Annotated in this window: 6 protein-coding genes; 4 read left to right on the forward strand and 2 right to left on the reverse strand. The window is 74.4% G+C overall.

Going from position 1 to position 16,079, the window contains the following annotated elements; genetic code table 11:
- Positions 1-4 precede the first annotated feature (4 nt).
- From AB0K05_RS20640 to AB0K05_RS20655, 4 genes are read left to right on the forward strand one after another with little or no spacing between them, the layout of a single operon-like run.
- Positions 5-3,097 (forward strand): amino acid adenylation domain-containing protein, encoded by a 3,093-nt coding sequence (locus AB0K05_RS20640; RefSeq protein WP_364230860.1) that lies wholly within the window; start codon positions 5-7, stop codon positions 3,095-3,097.
- The gene (locus AB0K05_RS20645; RefSeq protein WP_364230863.1) at positions 3,094-9,429 is read left to right on the forward strand and encodes an amino acid adenylation domain-containing protein; all 6,336 of its coding nucleotides are present in this window, start codon (positions 3,094-3,096) and stop codon (positions 9,427-9,429) included. The genes AB0K05_RS20640 and AB0K05_RS20645 overlap by 4 nt, the downstream gene beginning before the upstream one ends.
- Positions 9,426-13,331 (forward strand): amino acid adenylation domain-containing protein, encoded by a 3,906-nt coding sequence (locus tag AB0K05_RS20650; protein WP_364230866.1) that lies wholly within the window; start codon positions 9,426-9,428, stop codon positions 13,329-13,331. Before AB0K05_RS20645 ends, AB0K05_RS20650 begins: the two co-directional genes overlap by 4 nt.
- The gene (locus tag AB0K05_RS20655) at positions 13,312-14,580 is read left to right on the forward strand and encodes an MFS transporter (RefSeq protein ID WP_271279467.1); all 1,269 of its coding nucleotides are present in this window, start codon (positions 13,312-13,314) and stop codon (positions 14,578-14,580) included. The genes AB0K05_RS20650 and AB0K05_RS20655 overlap by 20 nt, the downstream gene beginning before the upstream one ends.
- A 3-nt stretch (positions 14,581-14,583) precedes the next feature.
- Here AB0K05_RS20655 and AB0K05_RS20660 read toward each other — a convergent pair whose 3' ends face one another.
- Both AB0K05_RS20660 and AB0K05_RS20665 read right to left on the reverse strand, forming a co-directional pair.
- Complete coding sequence (locus tag AB0K05_RS20660) at positions 14,584-15,621, reverse strand: LLM class flavin-dependent oxidoreductase (RefSeq protein WP_271279466.1); 1,038 nt, start codon at positions 15,619-15,621, stop codon at positions 14,584-14,586.
- A 110-nt stretch (positions 15,622-15,731) separates the two neighbouring features.
- The gene (locus AB0K05_RS20665) at positions 15,732-16,064 is read right to left on the reverse strand and encodes a metalloregulator ArsR/SmtB family transcription factor (RefSeq protein WP_271279465.1); all 333 of its coding nucleotides are present in this window, start codon (positions 16,062-16,064) and stop codon (positions 15,732-15,734) included.
- Between the last annotated feature and the right edge of the window lie 15 nt (positions 16,065-16,079).

Consider the following 16,079-nt stretch of genomic DNA (forward strand, 5'->3'; position numbering starts at 1 on the left):
GGCCGTGACCGGCACCTACGTCTTGCCTGCCTCGTACGCCCAGGAACGCCTGTGGTTCCTCGCCCGGCTCGACCCGGACGCGCCCGCGCACCACGTCAACGCGGTGATCGAGCTGCCCGGCCGGAGCGACCCGGAGCGGTGCCTGGACGCGCTGCGCCAGGTCGTCCGGCGGCACGAGACGCTGCGCACGTCGCTGGCGACCGAGGACGGCGACCTGGTCCAGGTCGTCCAGGTGGACCTGCCGGTCACGCTGCCCTGCACCGACCTGCGCGGCCTGCCGCCCGAGCGGGCCGAACGCGAGTTCCGCGCCCTGGCCCTGGCCGAGGCGCGCAGGCCGTTCGCCCTGGACCGGCCGCCGCTGTGGCGGGCGCGGCTGGTCCGCATGAGCGACGAGCTGCAGCGGATCGTGCTGGTCGTGCACCACGCGGTGTTCGACGCCCGCTCCGGCGTCGTCTTCACCAGTGAGCTGAAGGAGATCCACGACGCGCTCGGCCGGGGCCGCGAGCCGGACCTGCCCGAACTGCCCATCCAGTACGCCGACTACGCCGCCTGGCAGCGCGAGCACCTCGCCGGGGGCGTGCTCGCCGGCCAGCTCGGCTACTGGCGCGAACGCCTGGCCGGACTGCCCGGCGACACCGGCCTGCCCACCGACAGGCCGCGCCCGGCCACCCGCGGCCACGCCGGCGACGAGTACGCCCGCACCCTGCCCGGGGACCTCGTCGACGCGCTGGAGGAGCTGGCCAGGCGGCGCGGCGCCACCCTGTTCATGGTGCTGCTGGCCGGGTTCAAGGCGCTGCTCGCCCGCTACGGCGGCCAGGACGACGTGGTGGTCGGCTCGCCGGTCGCCGGCCGGGACCTGCCCGAGTTCGAGCCGGTCATCGGCATGTTCGTCAACACGCTGGTGCTGCGCACGGACCTGTCCGGCGACCCGTCCTTCGACGAGCTGCTGGACCGGGTGCGGGGCACCGTCCTGGAAGCGCTGGACCACGCCGACGTGCCGTTCGACCGGCTGGTGGAGGCGCTGCGGCCGGCCCGCGACCCCAGCCGCACCCCGCTGTACCAGGTGGGCTTCAACCTGCTGCCGATGGACGCGCGCGGCCAGTTCCCCAACGGCACCGCCCAGCACGACCTCGGCCTCGACGTGGTCAGGACCCCTTCCGGCGCGGGCCTCTACTTCGAGTACAGCACCGAGCTGTACGACGCGGACACGGTGGCGCGGATGGCCGAGGCGTACCGGCTCGTCCTGGAGGCCGCCGTCGCCGACCCGGGCATCCGGGTGTCGCGGCTGCCGCTGATGACGCCCGAACGGGAACGGCGGCTGCTCACCGGCTGGAACGCCACCGCCGCACCGTACCCCGCCGGGACCCTGCACGAGCTGGTCGCCGAGCAGGCCGCGCGCACGCCCGACGCGGTCGCGCTCCGCGACCTCGCCGGCGGCACGCTCACCTACGCCGAGCTGGACGAGCGCGTCCGCGCGCTGGCCGGGCGGCTGGCGGCGGCGGGCGTGGGCGCCGAGACCTGCGTGGCGCTGTGCCTGCCCCGCGACGCCGAACTGGTGGTGGCGCTGCTGGCGGTCCTGCGGGCGGGCGGCCACTACCTGCCGCTGGACCCGGCGTACCCGGCGGAACGGCTGTCGTACATCCTGGCCGACTCCGGCGCGCGCCTGCTGATCACCACCTCGCGCCTGGCCGGCGACCTCCCCGCCGACCGGCCGCCGGTGTTCCTGCTGGACCGGCCGCCGGAAGGGCCGCCCGCGACGCCGGTACGGGTGGGTCCGGACAATTTGGCCTACCTGATCTACACCTCCGGCTCGACCGGGCGGCCCAAGGGCGTCGAGGTGCCGCACCGGGGGGTCGTCAACCTGGTCACCGACGTGATCCGCCGGGTCGGCGGCGGCAGCGCGCTGCTCATGACGTCGCTGTCCTTCGACATCGCCGCGCTGGAGATCTTCACGCCGCTGCTGTCCGGCGGCACCCTCGTCGTCGCCCCCGACGACACCTCCCGCGTGCCCCGTCAGGCCGGTCGCGCCGCCGAAGGGGTGGACCTGGTGCAGCTCACCCCCTCGGTGGCCGGCCTGGTCGCCGGGCACCTGCCGCCCGGCCTGCCGCGCCTCATCCTCGGCGGCGAGCCCCTGCCGCCCGACCTGGCGGCGCGGCTGCTGAAGGTGGCCGGGGAGCTGTGGAACTTCTACGGCCCGACGGAGACCACCATCTGGTCCACCGCCTACCGGGTGCCGCGTGACGCCACCACGATCCTCATCGGCACGCCGGTGGCGAATACGTCGGTGTATGTGGTGGATGGGGGGTTGTGTCCGGTTCCGGTGGGGGTGCCGGGTGAGTTGCTGCTGGGTGGGGTGGGGGTTTCTCGGGGTTATCACGGTCGTGCGGGGTTGACGGGGGAGCGGTTTGTTCCGGATCCGTTCGGTGGTGGTGGGGGGCGGTTGTATCGGACGGGGGATTTGGTGCGGTGGTGTGCGTCGGGGGAGTTGGAGTATCTGGGGCGTGTTGATGATCAGGTGAAGGTGCGGGGGGTGCGGGTCGAGCCGGATGAGGTCGCGGCGGTGCTGGGGGAGTGTCCGGGGGTGGGCCGCGCGGTGGTGGTGGTGCGTGATGACGCTCCGGGTGGTCGTGGTCTGGTGGCGTATGTCCAGCCTGGTGCGGGTTCGGGGGTTGATCCTGGTTCGTTGAGGGGGTTTCTGCGGGCGCGGTTGCCGGAGGCGATGATCCCGGCCGCGTTCGTGACGGTGGACGGCTTCCCGGTGCTGCCGAGCGGCAAGCTCGACCGCAACGCGCTCCCGCCGCCGCACCCCGGCACCGCCCCCGCCTTCGTGCCCCCGCGCACCCCCGCGGAGGAGACGCTGGCCGCCATCTGGTCCGACCTGCTCGGACGGGACCGCGTCGGAGCGCGCGACGACTTCTTCGAGCTCGGCGGCCACTCCCTGCTCGTGGTCCGCCTCATCGCCCGGATCTCCGACGAACTGGGCGTGGAACTGCCGCTGCGCCGCTGCTTCGACGCCACCACCGTCGAGGAGCAGGCGCTGGCCGTACTCGAGCACGCGCTCGGGACCGATCTGGAGCTTCTTGAGGAGGAGCGGTGAGCGACGCCGAAGGGATCCGCGAGCGCCTGGCCGCGCTCAGCCCGGACCAGCGGGCCGCACTCGAGGCCCGCCTCCTCGGCCGCCGCCGGCCGAGCCCGCCCACTCCGGCGATCCCGCACACCGACCCCCGGCTGGGCGCCCCGCTGACCGAGGCGCAGCGCCGGCTCTGGGTCGTCGACCAGCTCGACCCCGGCAACCCCGCCTACACCCTGTCCTGGGCGTACCGGATCGACGGCCCGCTGGACGCCGCCGCGCTGGCGGCGGCGTTCGACGCGCTCGTGGACCGCCACCCCGTACTCGGGTACGTGGTCACGCTCAAGGACGGCGAGCCCTGGCAGGCGCCCGGCCCCGTCAGGCCCGCGCTCACCGTCGAAGACGTCACCCCCGCCGAGGCGGACGCGGCGGCCCTCGGCGAGGCCAGGCACCGGTTCGCCCTGGACACGGGCCCCCTCACCAGGGCCCGCCTGCTCCGGGTCGCCGAGCGGGAACACCGCCTGATCCTGACCCTGCACCACATCCTGGCCGACCGCTGGTCCGTGGCGATCCTGCTGCGCGACCTGCTGGCGCTGCACGCCGGCGACCCGCTCCCTGCGGCGCCGACCGGCTACGCCGCCTACGCCACCTGGCAGCGGTCCCGCCCCGCCGGCGGGGACGGCGACCTCGCCCACTGGCGCGAGACCCTCGCCGGGCTGCCCGACGTGCTCGACCTGCCCGCCGACCGGCCCCGCCCGCCCGTCCGCCACAACGCGGGCCGCAGGCTGCCGTTCGACCTGGACCGGCCGACCGCCGACGGGGTGCGCGCGCTGGCGGCCGGACACCGGGCCACCCCGTTCATGGTGCTGGCCGCCGCCGTGCAGACGCTGCTGGCCCGCTACACCGGCCAGACCGACATCCCGATCGGCACGCCCGTCTCGGCCCGCCCCGACCCGTCGCTCGACGACACCGTCGGCCTGTTCCTCAACACCGTGGTGCTGCGCGGCGACCTGTCCGGGGACCCGAGCTTCACCGAACTGGTGGAGCGCACCCGGGAGCGGGCGCTGGGCGCGTTCGAACACGCGGCGCTGCCGTTCGAGACCCTGGTGGAGGAGCTGTCGGCGGGCCGCGACCTGTCCAGGAACCCGCTGTTCCAGGTGATGCTCGCCTACCAGAACACCCCGCCGCTGCCCGGCGGCGCGCGCGGCCTGCGCCTGGAACGGCTGGACGTGCGGCCCGGCACCGCCATGTTCGACCTGGACCTCATCGTCGAGGAACGCCCCGACGGCCGGCTGCTGTGCGTGCTTGACTACCCCACCGACCTGTTCGACGACGACCGGATGGCCCGCCTGGCCGGCCACCTGCGCACCCTGCTGGCAGCCGCCGTCGCCGATCCCGGCCTGCGCCTGTCGGAGCTGCCGCTCATGCCCGCCGACGAACAGGAGCGCACCCTGCGGGCAGGCGACGGCCCGGCTCTCCCGTACCCGGAACGCGGCGTGCACGAGCTGGTCGCCGAGCAGGCCGCCCGCACCCCGGACGCGCCCGCCGTGGCCGACGCGCACGGCCGCGTCCTGACGTACGCGGAGCTGGAGGCGAAGGCGGCCCGCCTGGCCGCGCGGCTGCGGCGGCTCGGCGTCGGCCCCGAGACCCGGGTGGGCGTGTGCCTGCCCCGCACCCCGGACCTGGTCGCCGCCCTGCTCGGGGTGCTCAAGGCCGGCGGCTGCTACGTCCCCCTGGACCCCGGCTACCCGCCGGAGCGGCTCGCCGGGATCCTCGCCGACTCGGGGGCCGCGCTCGCCGTCACCACCGCCGCACTCCAGGCCCGCCTCCCCGACCGGCCCGGCCGCCTGCTGCTCGAAGACCTCCCCGCGGACGGGGAGGAGTTCGGTACGGGCGCGCACCCGGACCAGGCCGCCTACCTGATCTACACCTCCGGCTCGACCGGCCGGGCCAAGGGCGTCGTGGTGCCGCACCGCGGCCTGGTCAGCCTGCTGGGACACGTCCGCGAGGCGCCCGGCCCGGCGGCGGGGGAGCGGTACCTGTTCCTGACGTCGGTGTCGTTCGACATCGCGATGATCGAGATCTTCGGCCCGCTGGTCACCGGCGGGACCGTCGTGGTGGCCTCCTCCGCCGAGATCGAGCGGGTGCACCGGCTCATCGGGGACGTGCACACCGTCCAGGCCACCCCGTCCATGCTGGAGGGCCTGCTGCCCGCGCTCGCCGCCCGCGTCCCCCGGATCATCTCCACGGGCGAGGCGCTGCCCGCCGGGCTCGCCGCCCGGCTCCTGAAGGTGACGGACGAGCTGTGGGACCTGTACGGGCCGACCGAGACGACCGTGTGGTCCACCGGGCACCGGGTCACGGGCGACGCAGGCGGCTCCATCGGCACGCCGGTGGCGAATACGTCGGTGTATGTGGTGGATGGGGGGTTGTGTCCGGTTCCGGTGGGGGTGCCGGGTGAGTTGTTGCTGGGTGGGGTGGGGGTTTCTCGGGGTTATCACGGTCGTGCGGGGTTGACGGGGGAGCGGTTTGTTCCGGATCCGTTCGGTGGTGGTGGGGGGCGGTTGTATCGGACGGGGGATTTGGTGCGGTGGTGTGCGTCGGGGGAGTTGGAGTATCTGGGGCGTGTTGATGATCAGGTGAAGGTGCGGGGGGTGCGGGTCGAGCCGGATGAGGTCGCGGCGGTGCTGGGGGAGTGTCCGGGGGTGGGTCGTGCGGTGGTGGTGGTGCGTGATGACGCTCCGGGTGGTCGTGGTCTGGTGGCGTATGTCCAGCCTGGTGCGGGTTCGGGGGTTGATGCCGGTTCGTTGAGGGGGTTTCTGCGGGCGCGGTTGCCGGAGGCGATGATCCCGGCGGCGTTCGTGACGGTGGACGGCTTCCCGGTGCTGCCGAGCGGCAAGCTCGACCGCAAGGCCCTCCCGCCGCCCCCGCCGGAAGAGGCCCGAGAGCAGCGGCCGCCGCGTACGCCGGAGGAGCACACCTTGCACGCCGTCTGGACCGGCCTGCTCGGCAGGGACCGGATCGGCGTGGACGACGACTTCTTCACCCTCGGCGGCCACTCCCTGCTGGCGATGCGGCTCGTGGTCAGGATGCGGGAGGAGTTCGGCGCGCGGGTGACGCTGCGCCGCTGCTTCGAGACGCCGACCATCGCCGGGCTGGCCCCCCTGCTGACCTCGGCGCACGCCGCCTCCATCCCCGCGGCCGACGGGCCTGTGGAGCCGTCGCACGCCCAGGCCCGCCTGTGGTTCCTGGACCAGCTCGAGCCCGGCAACCCCGCCTACAACGTGGCCTGGGCCGAACGCCTGACCGGCCCGCTCGACGTCGAGGCGCTGGCCGCCGCCTTCGACGACCTGGTGGACCGGCACGACGCCCTCCGCCTCGTCATCACCGGCGCCGACGGCGAACCGCACCTCCAGGAGGGCACCCGCAGACCCCGCCTGGCCGTCCGCCCCCTCCCCGCTCCCGGCGGGACGGACGAGGACGAGATCGGGCGCCGGGAGGCCCGCCACCGGTTCGACCTCGCCACCGGCCCCCTCGCCAGAGCCGTCCTCGTCAGGCGGAGCCGCGAGGAGCACGACTTGTTCCTGACCCTGCACCACGTGAGCGCCGACCGGTGGAGCCTGTCGATCCTGCTGCGCGACCTCATGGAGCTCTACCGGGCCCGCGTCACCGGCACCCCGCCGGACCTGCCCGCCCTGCCCACCCGCTATCGCGACTTCGCCGCCTGGCACCGCCGCCGGGCCGGCGAACGTACGGACGATCTCGCGTACTGGAAGGACATCCTCGCCGGCCTGCCCGCCACCCTGGACCTGCCCGCGGACCGGCAGCGGCACGGGCCGGCGGGCATGGCGGGCCGCAGGCTGACGTTCGGCATCGACGCGGACACCGTCGCCGCGGTCCGGGAGTTCGCGGCGGAGCGGCAGGCGACGCCGTTCATGGTGCTGCTGGCGGCGCTGCAGGCGGTGCTGGCCCGCTACACCGGCCGCGACGACATCCCGATCGGCACGCCGGTGTCCGGCCGGGCGCACCCGGACGTCGAGGAGCTGGCCGGACTGTTCCTCAACACGCTGGTGCTGCGCGGCGACCTGTCCGGCGACCCCGGCTTCGGCGAGCTGGTCCGGCGCACCAGGGAACGGCTGCTCGACGCGCACGACCACGCCGAGCTGCCGTTCGAGGTGCTGGTGCGGGAGCTGGCCGAGGAGCGCGACCTGGCCCGCAACCCGCTGTTCCAGGTGATGCTCGCCTACCAGAACGTGCCGCCCGCCCCGCCGGAGGCGGCCGGGGTGTCGCTGCGCACCCTGGACATCGACCCCGGCGTCACCCAGGCGGACCTGCACCTGGTGATCGAGGAGGCCGGTGACGGGCTGACGGGGGTGCTGCACTACGCCACCGACGTGTTCGACCACGACCGGATGGAGCGGTTCGCGGACCACTTCCGCGCCTTCCTCACCCGGGCGGTGGCCGCGCCCGGGCGTCCCGTGAGCGAGGTGCCGCTGCTCACGCCCGGAGAGCTGGAGACGGTCCTGCGGGCCAACGACACCGCCACCCCGTACGAGAGCGCGACGCTCGCCGGCCTGCTGGCGGACCAGGCGGCGCGCACCCCCCACGCCCCCGCCGTGCGCCACGGGGAGGAGTGGCTCACCTACGAGCAGTTCACCGCCCGGGTCGACCGGCTGGCCCGCACGCTGCGCGCGCTCGGCGCCGGACCCGACCGGGTCGTCGGCGTGTGCCTGGAACGCGGGCCGGACCTGGTGGTCGCCGTGCACGCGGTGATCGCCGCCGGCGCCGCCTACCTGCCGCTGGAGCCGGACCACCCGCCGGCCCGGCTCGCCGCCATGCTGTCCGACTCCGGCGCCCGCCTCGCGATCACGAGCACCACCCACCACGCCCTCCTGCCCTCCGGCATCACCCCCGTCCTCCTCGACGCGATCCCCCTCACGGAGCCGGCCCCCGACACGACTCCTGAGGTCCATCCGGACGCGCTCGCGTACGTGATCTTCACGTCGGGATCGACGGGACGTCCGAAGGGCGTGGGGGTGTCGCACCGGGCGATCGTCAACCGGCTGCGGTGGATGCAGGACGCCTTCCCGCTCACCGGCGAGGACCGGGTGGCGTTCAAGACGCCGTTCTCGTTCGACGTGTCGGTGTGGGAGCTGTTCTGGCCGCTCATCACCGGCGCCGGAATGGTGGTCGCCGACCCCGGCGGGCACGCCGACCCCGGCTACCTGACCCGCCTGTTCGGCGCCGGGGACGTCAGCACCGTCCACTTCGTGCCGTCCATGCTCGACGCCTACCTCGACGAGCCTGACCTGCCGCCGCTGCGGCGCGTCATCTGCTCGGGCGAGGCGCTGCCCCCGGAACTGGCCGCGCGCTTCCACGAGCGGATGCCCGGTACGGAGCTGCACAACCTGTACGGCCCCACGGAGGCGGCCGTGGACGTCACCCGGCACGCCTGCGAGCCGGGTGAGACCGTGATCCCCATCGGCGGGCCGGTCGCCAACACCCGCCTGGAGATCCTCGACGAGCGCATGAACCGGGTGCCCGTCGGCGTCCCCGGCACGCTGTGGATCGGCGGCGTCCAGCTCGCCCGCGGCTACGTCGACCGTCCCGCCCTGACCGCCGAACGGTTCGCGCCCGACCCGCACGGCCCGCCAGGCGGCAGGCTGTACGACACCGGCGACCTGGCCAGGTGGCGGCCCGACGGCGAGATCGAGTACCTGGGCCGCGCCGACCACCAGGTCAAGATCCGCGGCATGCGGGTCGAACTGGGCGAGATCGACGCGGCGCTGTCGGCGCTGCCCGGCGTCCGCGCCGCCGCCGCGCGGGCCGTCGCCGATGGGGCCGGCCTGCGACTGGCCGGATACGTGGTGCCGGACCCCGGCGACCACGACCCGGCGCGGTGGCACGCCCTGCTGCGCGAGCGGCTGCCCGGCCACCTGGTCCCCGCAACCCTGACGATCCTGGACGCGCTGCCGCTCAACCGCAGCGGCAAGCTCGACCGCGACGCGCTGCCCGACCCGTCCGCCCCCGACCCGTCCGCCCACGCCGACCCGGAGGGCGAGGCCGAACGCGCCGTCGCCGCCGCCTGGCAGGGCGTGCTCGGCCTCGCGAGGGTGTCGGCGCACGACAACTTCTTCGCCGTCGGCGGCGACTCCATCCGCAGCCTCAAGGTGGTCTCCCGGCTGCGCGAGGCGGGCTACGCCGTACGGCTGGAACAGCTGTTCCTGCACCAGACGGTCAGAGAGCTGGCCGCCCGGCTGGAACCGGCCACGCCGGCCGCCGAACCGCGGGCCGCGGCGCCGTTCGGCCTGCTCGACCCCGAGGACCTGGCACGGATGCTGGAAGGCGAGGCGCGATGACTGTCACGACCGGGGCCCGGGGCCTGGAGGACGCCTACCCCCTGGCCGCTCTCCAGGCGGGCATGCTCTACCACAGCGCCTACGAGCCGGACGCGGCCACCTACCACGACCTGACCACGATCACGCTGCGCGGCCGGTTCGACCGGGAGGCGTTCGAGGCCGCCCTGGCCGAGGTGACCGCCCGGCACCCGGTGCTGCGCACCTCGATCGACATGACCGGGTTCAGCGAGCCGCTGCAGTTCGTGCACCGCTCGGCCACACTGCCGTTCGCCGTGACCGACCTGTCGGGCGTCCCGGACGCGGACGAACGGGTGGCGCGCTGGGCCGAGGAGGAGAAACGGCGCCCGTTCGACTGGTCGCGGCCGCCGCTGGCCCGCGCGCACGCGCACCTGCTGCCCGGCGAGCTGTTCGCGTTCAGCCTGAGCTTCCACCACGCCATCCTCGACGGGTGGAGCGTGGCCACGCTCGTCACCGAGCTGTTCCGCCGCTACCACGCCCGCCTGGCCGGGGAGCCGCTGCCGGTGACCCCGCCCGCCGCGGCCTTCCGCGACCTGGTGGCCCGCGAGCGCGCCGTCGTCGCCTGCGCCCAGACCCGTGACTTCTGGCAGGCCCGGGTGGACGACGCGCCGGACACGCGGCTGCCGCGGCTGCCCGAGCACCGGGACGGCGACGGCGTCGAGGTGCTGCGGCTGCCGCTGGAGCCCGCCCTGCTCGCCCGCGTGACCGACGTGGCCCGCGAGCTCGCCGTCCCGGTGCGCACCGTCATGCTGGCCGCCCACCTGCGGGTGCTGGCGCTGGTCACCGGCGAGGACGAGGTGATGACCGGCCTGGTCACGCACAGCCGCCCGGAGAGCGAGGCGGGCGAGGAGGTGCTCGGCCTGTTCCTCAACACGGTGCCGCTGCGCCTCGACACGGCCGCGCCCACCTGGGGCGAGCTGGTGCGCCGGGTGTTCGACGCCGAGGTGGCGCTGCTGCCGCACCGGCAGTTCCCGCTCTTCGAGATCCAGCGGCTGTCCGGGCGCTCGCCGATGCTGGACGCGCTCTTCGACTACCGCGACTTCCACGTCTACCGCGGCATGCCCGGCGCCGAGATCGTCGGCCAGGAGTTCTTCGAACAGACGGACCTGCCGTTCACCGCCGCGTTCACCCGCTCGCGCGAGCACGGCGGGTTCGACCTGGTCATCACCTACGACCGGGCCCAGTTCGGCGCGACGCAGATCGCCCGTATCGGCGGCCATTACCTGACGGCCCTGCGCCTGGCCACCACGAGCGCCGCCGATCCGCGCCGGGCCGATCCGTTCCTGACGGCGGACGCCGGGGAGATCGGCCGGTGGAACGCCACCGCGCGGCCGTACCCGGAGGCGACCCTGCCGGAGCTGTTCGCCGCGCAGGCCGCCCGCACCCCCACCGCGCCGGCCGTCTGCTACGACGGCACCTGGATCACCTACCGCGAGCTGGCCGCCCGCGCCCGCGCCGTCACCGCCCGGCTGGCCGCCGCCGGCGCCCGTCCCGGCGCCGTGGTCGGCCTCCACCTGGACCGCGGCCCCGGCCTCCTGCCCGCGCTGCTCGGCGTCCTCGGCGCCGGCGCCGCCTACCTCCCGCTGGAGCCCGGCCTGCCACCGGAAAGGCTGGCCCACATGATCGAGGACGCCTGCGCCCGCATCGTCCTCACCGACGGCGACCCGCCGTCGTCCGACGCCGGTCTGCCCGCCGGGGTGGTGGCGCTGCCTCTCGACGGTCCCGCCCCCGACACGACTCCTGAGGCCGCCGTCCATCCGGACGCGCTCGCGTACGTGATCTTCACGTCGGGGTCGACGGGACGTCCGAAGGGGGTGGGGGTGTCGCACCGGGCGATCGTCAACCGGCTGCGGTGGATGCAGGAGACCTTCCCGCTCACCGGCGAGGACCGGGTCCTGCACAAGACGCCGCTGTCGTTCGACGTGTCGGTGTGGGAGCTGTTCTGGCCGCTCATCACCGGCGCCGGGATGGTCGTCGCCGAGCCCGGCGCCCACCGCGACAGCGCCCGCCTGGCCGCCCTCGCCGCCGGGCACCGCGCCAGTGTGGCGCATTTCGTGCCGTCGATGCTGGAGGTGTTCCTGGACGAGCCCGAGCTGCCGCCGCTGCGGCGGGTCATCTGCTCGGGCGAGGCGCTTCCCCCGGAGCTGGCCGCGCGTTTCCACGAGCGAATGCCCGGCACGGAGCTGCACAACCTGTACGGCCCCACGGAGGCGGCCGTGGACGTGACCTGGCACGCCTGCCAGCCGGGCGAGACCGTGATCCCCATCGGCGGGCCGGTCGCCAACACCCGCCTGGAGGTGCTCGACGCCGAGGGCCGCCGGGTGCCGGTCGGCACGCCGGGCGAACTGTGCCTGGGCGGCGTCCAGCTCGCCCGCGGCTACGTCAACCGGCCCGCCCTGACCGCCGAACGCTTCGTACCCGACCCGTACGGCCCGCCCGGCACGCGCCTGTACCGCACCGGGGACGTGGCCCGCTGGCTGCCCACCGGCGAGATCCAGTACCTGGGCCGCACCGACTTCCAGGTGAAGATCCGCGGCCAGCGGGTCGAACTGGGCGAGATCGAGTCCCTGCTGACCGCCCACCCGTCCGTACGCGCCGCCGCCGTCGTCCTGCGCGGCGAACGCCTCGTCGGCTACGTCGTCCCCTACACCCCCGCCGACCCCGCGCAGCCCGAGGATCCCGGTGCCGAGCTGGCTGCCGCGTTACGGCGGCATCTGCCCGATCACATGATCCCGTCGGCGTGGGTGCGGCTGGCCGAGCTGCCCGTCACCACCAGCGGCAAGCTCGACCGGGCCGCGCTGCCCGAGCCCGGCGAGGCAGGGCGGCCCCCGTACCTGCCGCCGCGCGACCCGTTCGAGGCCAGGCTGGCCACCGCCTGGGAGGAGACGCTCGGCGTGGACTCCGTCGGCGTGCACGACGACTTCTTCGCCCTCGGCGGACACTCGCTCCTGGCGCTGCGGCTGACCATGCGGCTGCGCAAGGAGCTGGGCCGCGAGGTGCCGCTGCAGGCCGTGCTCACCGCCCCCACCGTGGCCCTGCTGGCCGCCGAGCTGCGCCGCCCGCACGACAACGACGGCGTCCCCGAGCGGATCGTGCCGCTGCGCCCCACCGGCGACCGGATCCCGATCTTCCTGTTCCACGCGCTGGGCGGCCAGGTGTTCCGCTACCTGCCGCTCGCCCGCCACCTCGGCGCCGACCAGCCCGTGCTCGCCGTCCAGGCCGCCGGGCTCGCCCCCGGCGAGGAGCCGCACAAGACGCTGGAGGAGATGGTCGACGACTACACCGAGCACCTGCTGCGGGTCCGCCCTCAGGGCCCCTACGTGCTCGGCGGCTACTGCATCGGCGGCAACATCGCGCTGGAGACCGCCCGCCGGCTGCGCGAGCGCGGCGAGCGGGTGCCGCTGGTGGTGCTGTTCTACTCCGACGCCGCCGAGCCGGTGCTGCGCGCCTCGCTGGAGGACGACGCCGTGCTGCTCACCCACGCCCTGGCGGGCGGCAGGGTCCAGGTCGACCTGGACGAGCTGCACCGGCTGGACCCCGACGAGCGGCTGCTGGCCGTCATCGACGCCGCCGCCCGCGCCGACACCCTCCAGCCCGACGCGGCCGACCTGCGCCAGGCGCGCCGTTTCGTCTCCGTCTTCCGCGCCAACGCGCACGCCGTCGGCTACTACCGGCACGCCCCCTACGACGGTGACGTGCTGCTGTTCTCGCCCGCCGCCGAGGGCGTGCCGCCCGACGACATGGGCTGGCGCGACGTCGTGACCGGGCGGCTGCGCATCTCGCCCATCCACGGCGAGCGCTTCACCGTCATGTACGAGCCGCGGGTCGCGCGGGCGGCCGCCGAGGTAAGGAGCAGCATCGACAATGGCCTCACCGACGACTGACCGCGCCGGCACCCTGTGGCGCAATCCGGACTTCCTGAAGTTATGGGCGGGTGAGAGCCTGTCCCTGGTCGGCTCTCAGGTGACGGTGCTGGCCATGCCCGTCGTCGCCTACCTCCTGCTGAACGCCTCCGTCGCCGAGATGGGCGTGCTCGGCGCGCTGGCCCGCCTGCCGATGGTGCTGTTCTTCGTCGTCGGCGTCTGGGTGGACCGGATGCGGCGCCGGCCCGTGCTGATCTGGAGCGACGTGATCCGCGCCGCCATGCTCTGCACCGTGCCGCTGCTGTTCGTGATGGACATGCTCACGCTCTGGTGGCTGTACGTCGTCGTCCTGGTGATGGGCGTGTTCGGCGTGCTGTTCGAGATCGCCTACCGGTCGTACCTGCCGCTGCTGGTGGCGCCCGAGCATCTCGGCGACGGCAACAGCAAGCTGCAGCTGAGCGACTCGGTGTCCAAGGCGGTCGGGCCCAGCCTGGCCGGGGTGCTGCTGGCGGCCCGCTCCGCGCCGCTGATCATCCTGGTCGACGTCATCAGCTACGTCGCCTCGGCGCTGTGCCTGATCTTCATCCGCAAGAAGGAGGACCCGCCCCCGCCGGACAGCGGCGGCAGCATGATCTCGGCGATCCGGGCCGGGTTCGGTTTCGTGATGAGCCAGCCGATCATCCGGCCGCTGGCGATCGCCAGTGCCGTCTACTCCTTCTTCGACATCGGCATCCTGCAGACCCTCTACATCCCGTACGTGCTCGGTGTCGTGGACCTGCCGGCCGCGGTGGTCGGCGGGGTGCTCGCGGTCGGCGGGATCGGCGCGGTGGCGGGGGCGTGGCTGTCGGTGCGGCTGATGAAGGGGTTCGGGCCGGGGCCGACCATGTTCTGGTCCACGGTGATCGGCAACAGCGCGCTCATCCTGGTGCCGCTGGCCGGCGGGCCGCTGTGGCTGGCGCTCGGCACGCTGGGCCTGTCGCAGCTGCTGGTGGGGCTCTGCACGCAGATCTTCGTGGTCAACAACATCACGGTGCTGCAGTCGGCCGCGCCGCGCGAGCTGGTCGGCCGGGTGATCGCCACCATCTGGGCGATGGGGCTGGTGCCGGCGCCGGTGGGCGCGCTGGTGGCCGGGCTGCTCGGGGAGGCGTTCGGGATGCGGCCGGTGGTGCTGGTGGCGGCGGTGATCGGGGCGCTGGTGCCGATGGTGGTGCTGTGGCGGTCGCCGATCCCGAAGATGCGCGAGTTGCCCTCGGCTCCCGTCGGGAGCTGAGGGTCACGCGGCGAGTTCCGCCAGCCAGGCGAGCTGCTCGGCGCGGTCCTCCAGGGTGGGCGCGTTCAGGCCGACGATCAGCCTGGTCGCGCCCGCCTTGCGGTAGGCGGTCAGCCGCTCGCGCACCCGCTCAGGGGTGCCGCACAGGGTGAGGGCGTCGACCAGGTCGTCCGGCAGCTCCTCCACGGCCGCGCCCAGGTCGCCGTCGAAGTAGGCGTCCTGGACCCGCCCGGCGGCCGGCCCGAAGCCGAGCCGGTGCGCCAGCCGGTTGTAGAAGTTCACCCCGCGCGTGCCCATCCCGCCCAGGTACAGCGCCAGCATGGGCCGCACCATGTCGCGGGCGTAGTCGGCGTCGTCGTCGACCATGGCCATCACCATGGGCGAGACCTCGACGCGGGAGGCGTCGCGCCCGGCGCGGGCCGCCCCGGCACGGACGTGCTCCAGGGTCTCGGCCACGTGCTCCGGCGGGAAGTGGATGGGCAGCCAGCCGTCGGCGATCTCGCCCGCCAGCCCGGCCGCCTTGGGGCCCATGGCGGCCAGGTGGATCGGCAGCGGCCGCTGCACCGGCGCCGCCTGCATGGTCAGCTCCTTGCCGCGGCTGCCGGGCAGCGGCAGCGTGATCTCCGGCCCGTCGTGCCGTACGGGGCGGCCGTCGAGCGCGGCGCGGACCACGGCGACGTAGTCGCGCAGGTGGGCCAGCGGCCGCCGGTAGGGGTGGCCGTGCCAGCCCTCGGCCACCTGCGGTCCCGAGGCGCCGAGCCCGAGCAGGAACCGGCCGTCCGACAGGCGGTCCACGGTGGCCGCGGCCATGGCGGCGGCGATGGCGGTGCGGCCGGTCGCCTGGAGCACCCCGGTGCCCAGGCGGATCCGCTCGGTCCCGGCCGCGAGCCAGGCCAGCGTGGTGGCCGGGTCCACCCCGTACCCCTCCGACGCCCACACCGAGTCGTAGCCGAGCCGCTCGGCCTCCCGGACGAGCGAGAGCTGGGCCTCGTGGGTGGCCGCGACGGGCCCGAGGGTGCCGATGCTGAATCCGAGTCGCACAGTCGCCTCCTCCAAGAATGCCGATCTTGCCCCACTTTCTCCCATCCAGGCGGGTGACGCCAGCGGTGCGCCCTTGCGACCGCCGTGCCCCGTCGCCTCGTGACAGGTGGTCAGCAGCAGAATCGCAGGTAGTCCCGCAGGTCGCCGAGGATGCGGGCGACGCCGTCGCGGTCGCCCCGGTACAGCACTTCCTTGCCGGCGCGGCGGGAGGTGACGACGCCGCCGCGGCGGAGCAGGGCGAGTTGCTGGGAGGCCGCGGACTGGCTGATGCCGGCGCGTTCGGCGACCTGGTTGACCGACAGTTCGGCCCCTTGGGCGAACAGCAGCATGATCTGCTGGCGTCCGGGGTTGCCCAGGGCCTTGAGGAAGTCCTGGGCGGCCTGCGGCAGCTGCGGGACGCACGTGGCGCCCGCCGTCGTGGCTGGTGATGTGGTCTCGGCCATGGCTCCTCCCTACCG

The sequence above is a fragment of the Nonomuraea sp. NPDC049486 genome (genome assembly GCF_040676925.1).
GTDB classification, from domain to species: Bacteria; Actinomycetota; Actinomycetes; order Streptosporangiales; family Streptosporangiaceae; genus Nonomuraea; species Nonomuraea ferruginea.

Bases quoted from the DNA above. Each gene is read 5' to 3' on its own strand.
- AB0K05_RS20665 (WP_271279465.1), bottom strand. From the start codon at position 16,064: ATGGCCGAGACCACATCACCAGCCACGACGGCGGGCGCCACGTGCGTC.
- AB0K05_RS20655 (WP_271279467.1), top strand. From the start codon at position 13,312: ATGGCCTCACCGACGACTGACCGCGCCGGCACCCTGTGGCGCAATCCG.
- AB0K05_RS20650 (WP_364230866.1), top strand. From the start codon at position 9,426: ATGACTGTCACGACCGGGGCCCGGGGCCTGGAGGACGCCTACCCCCTG.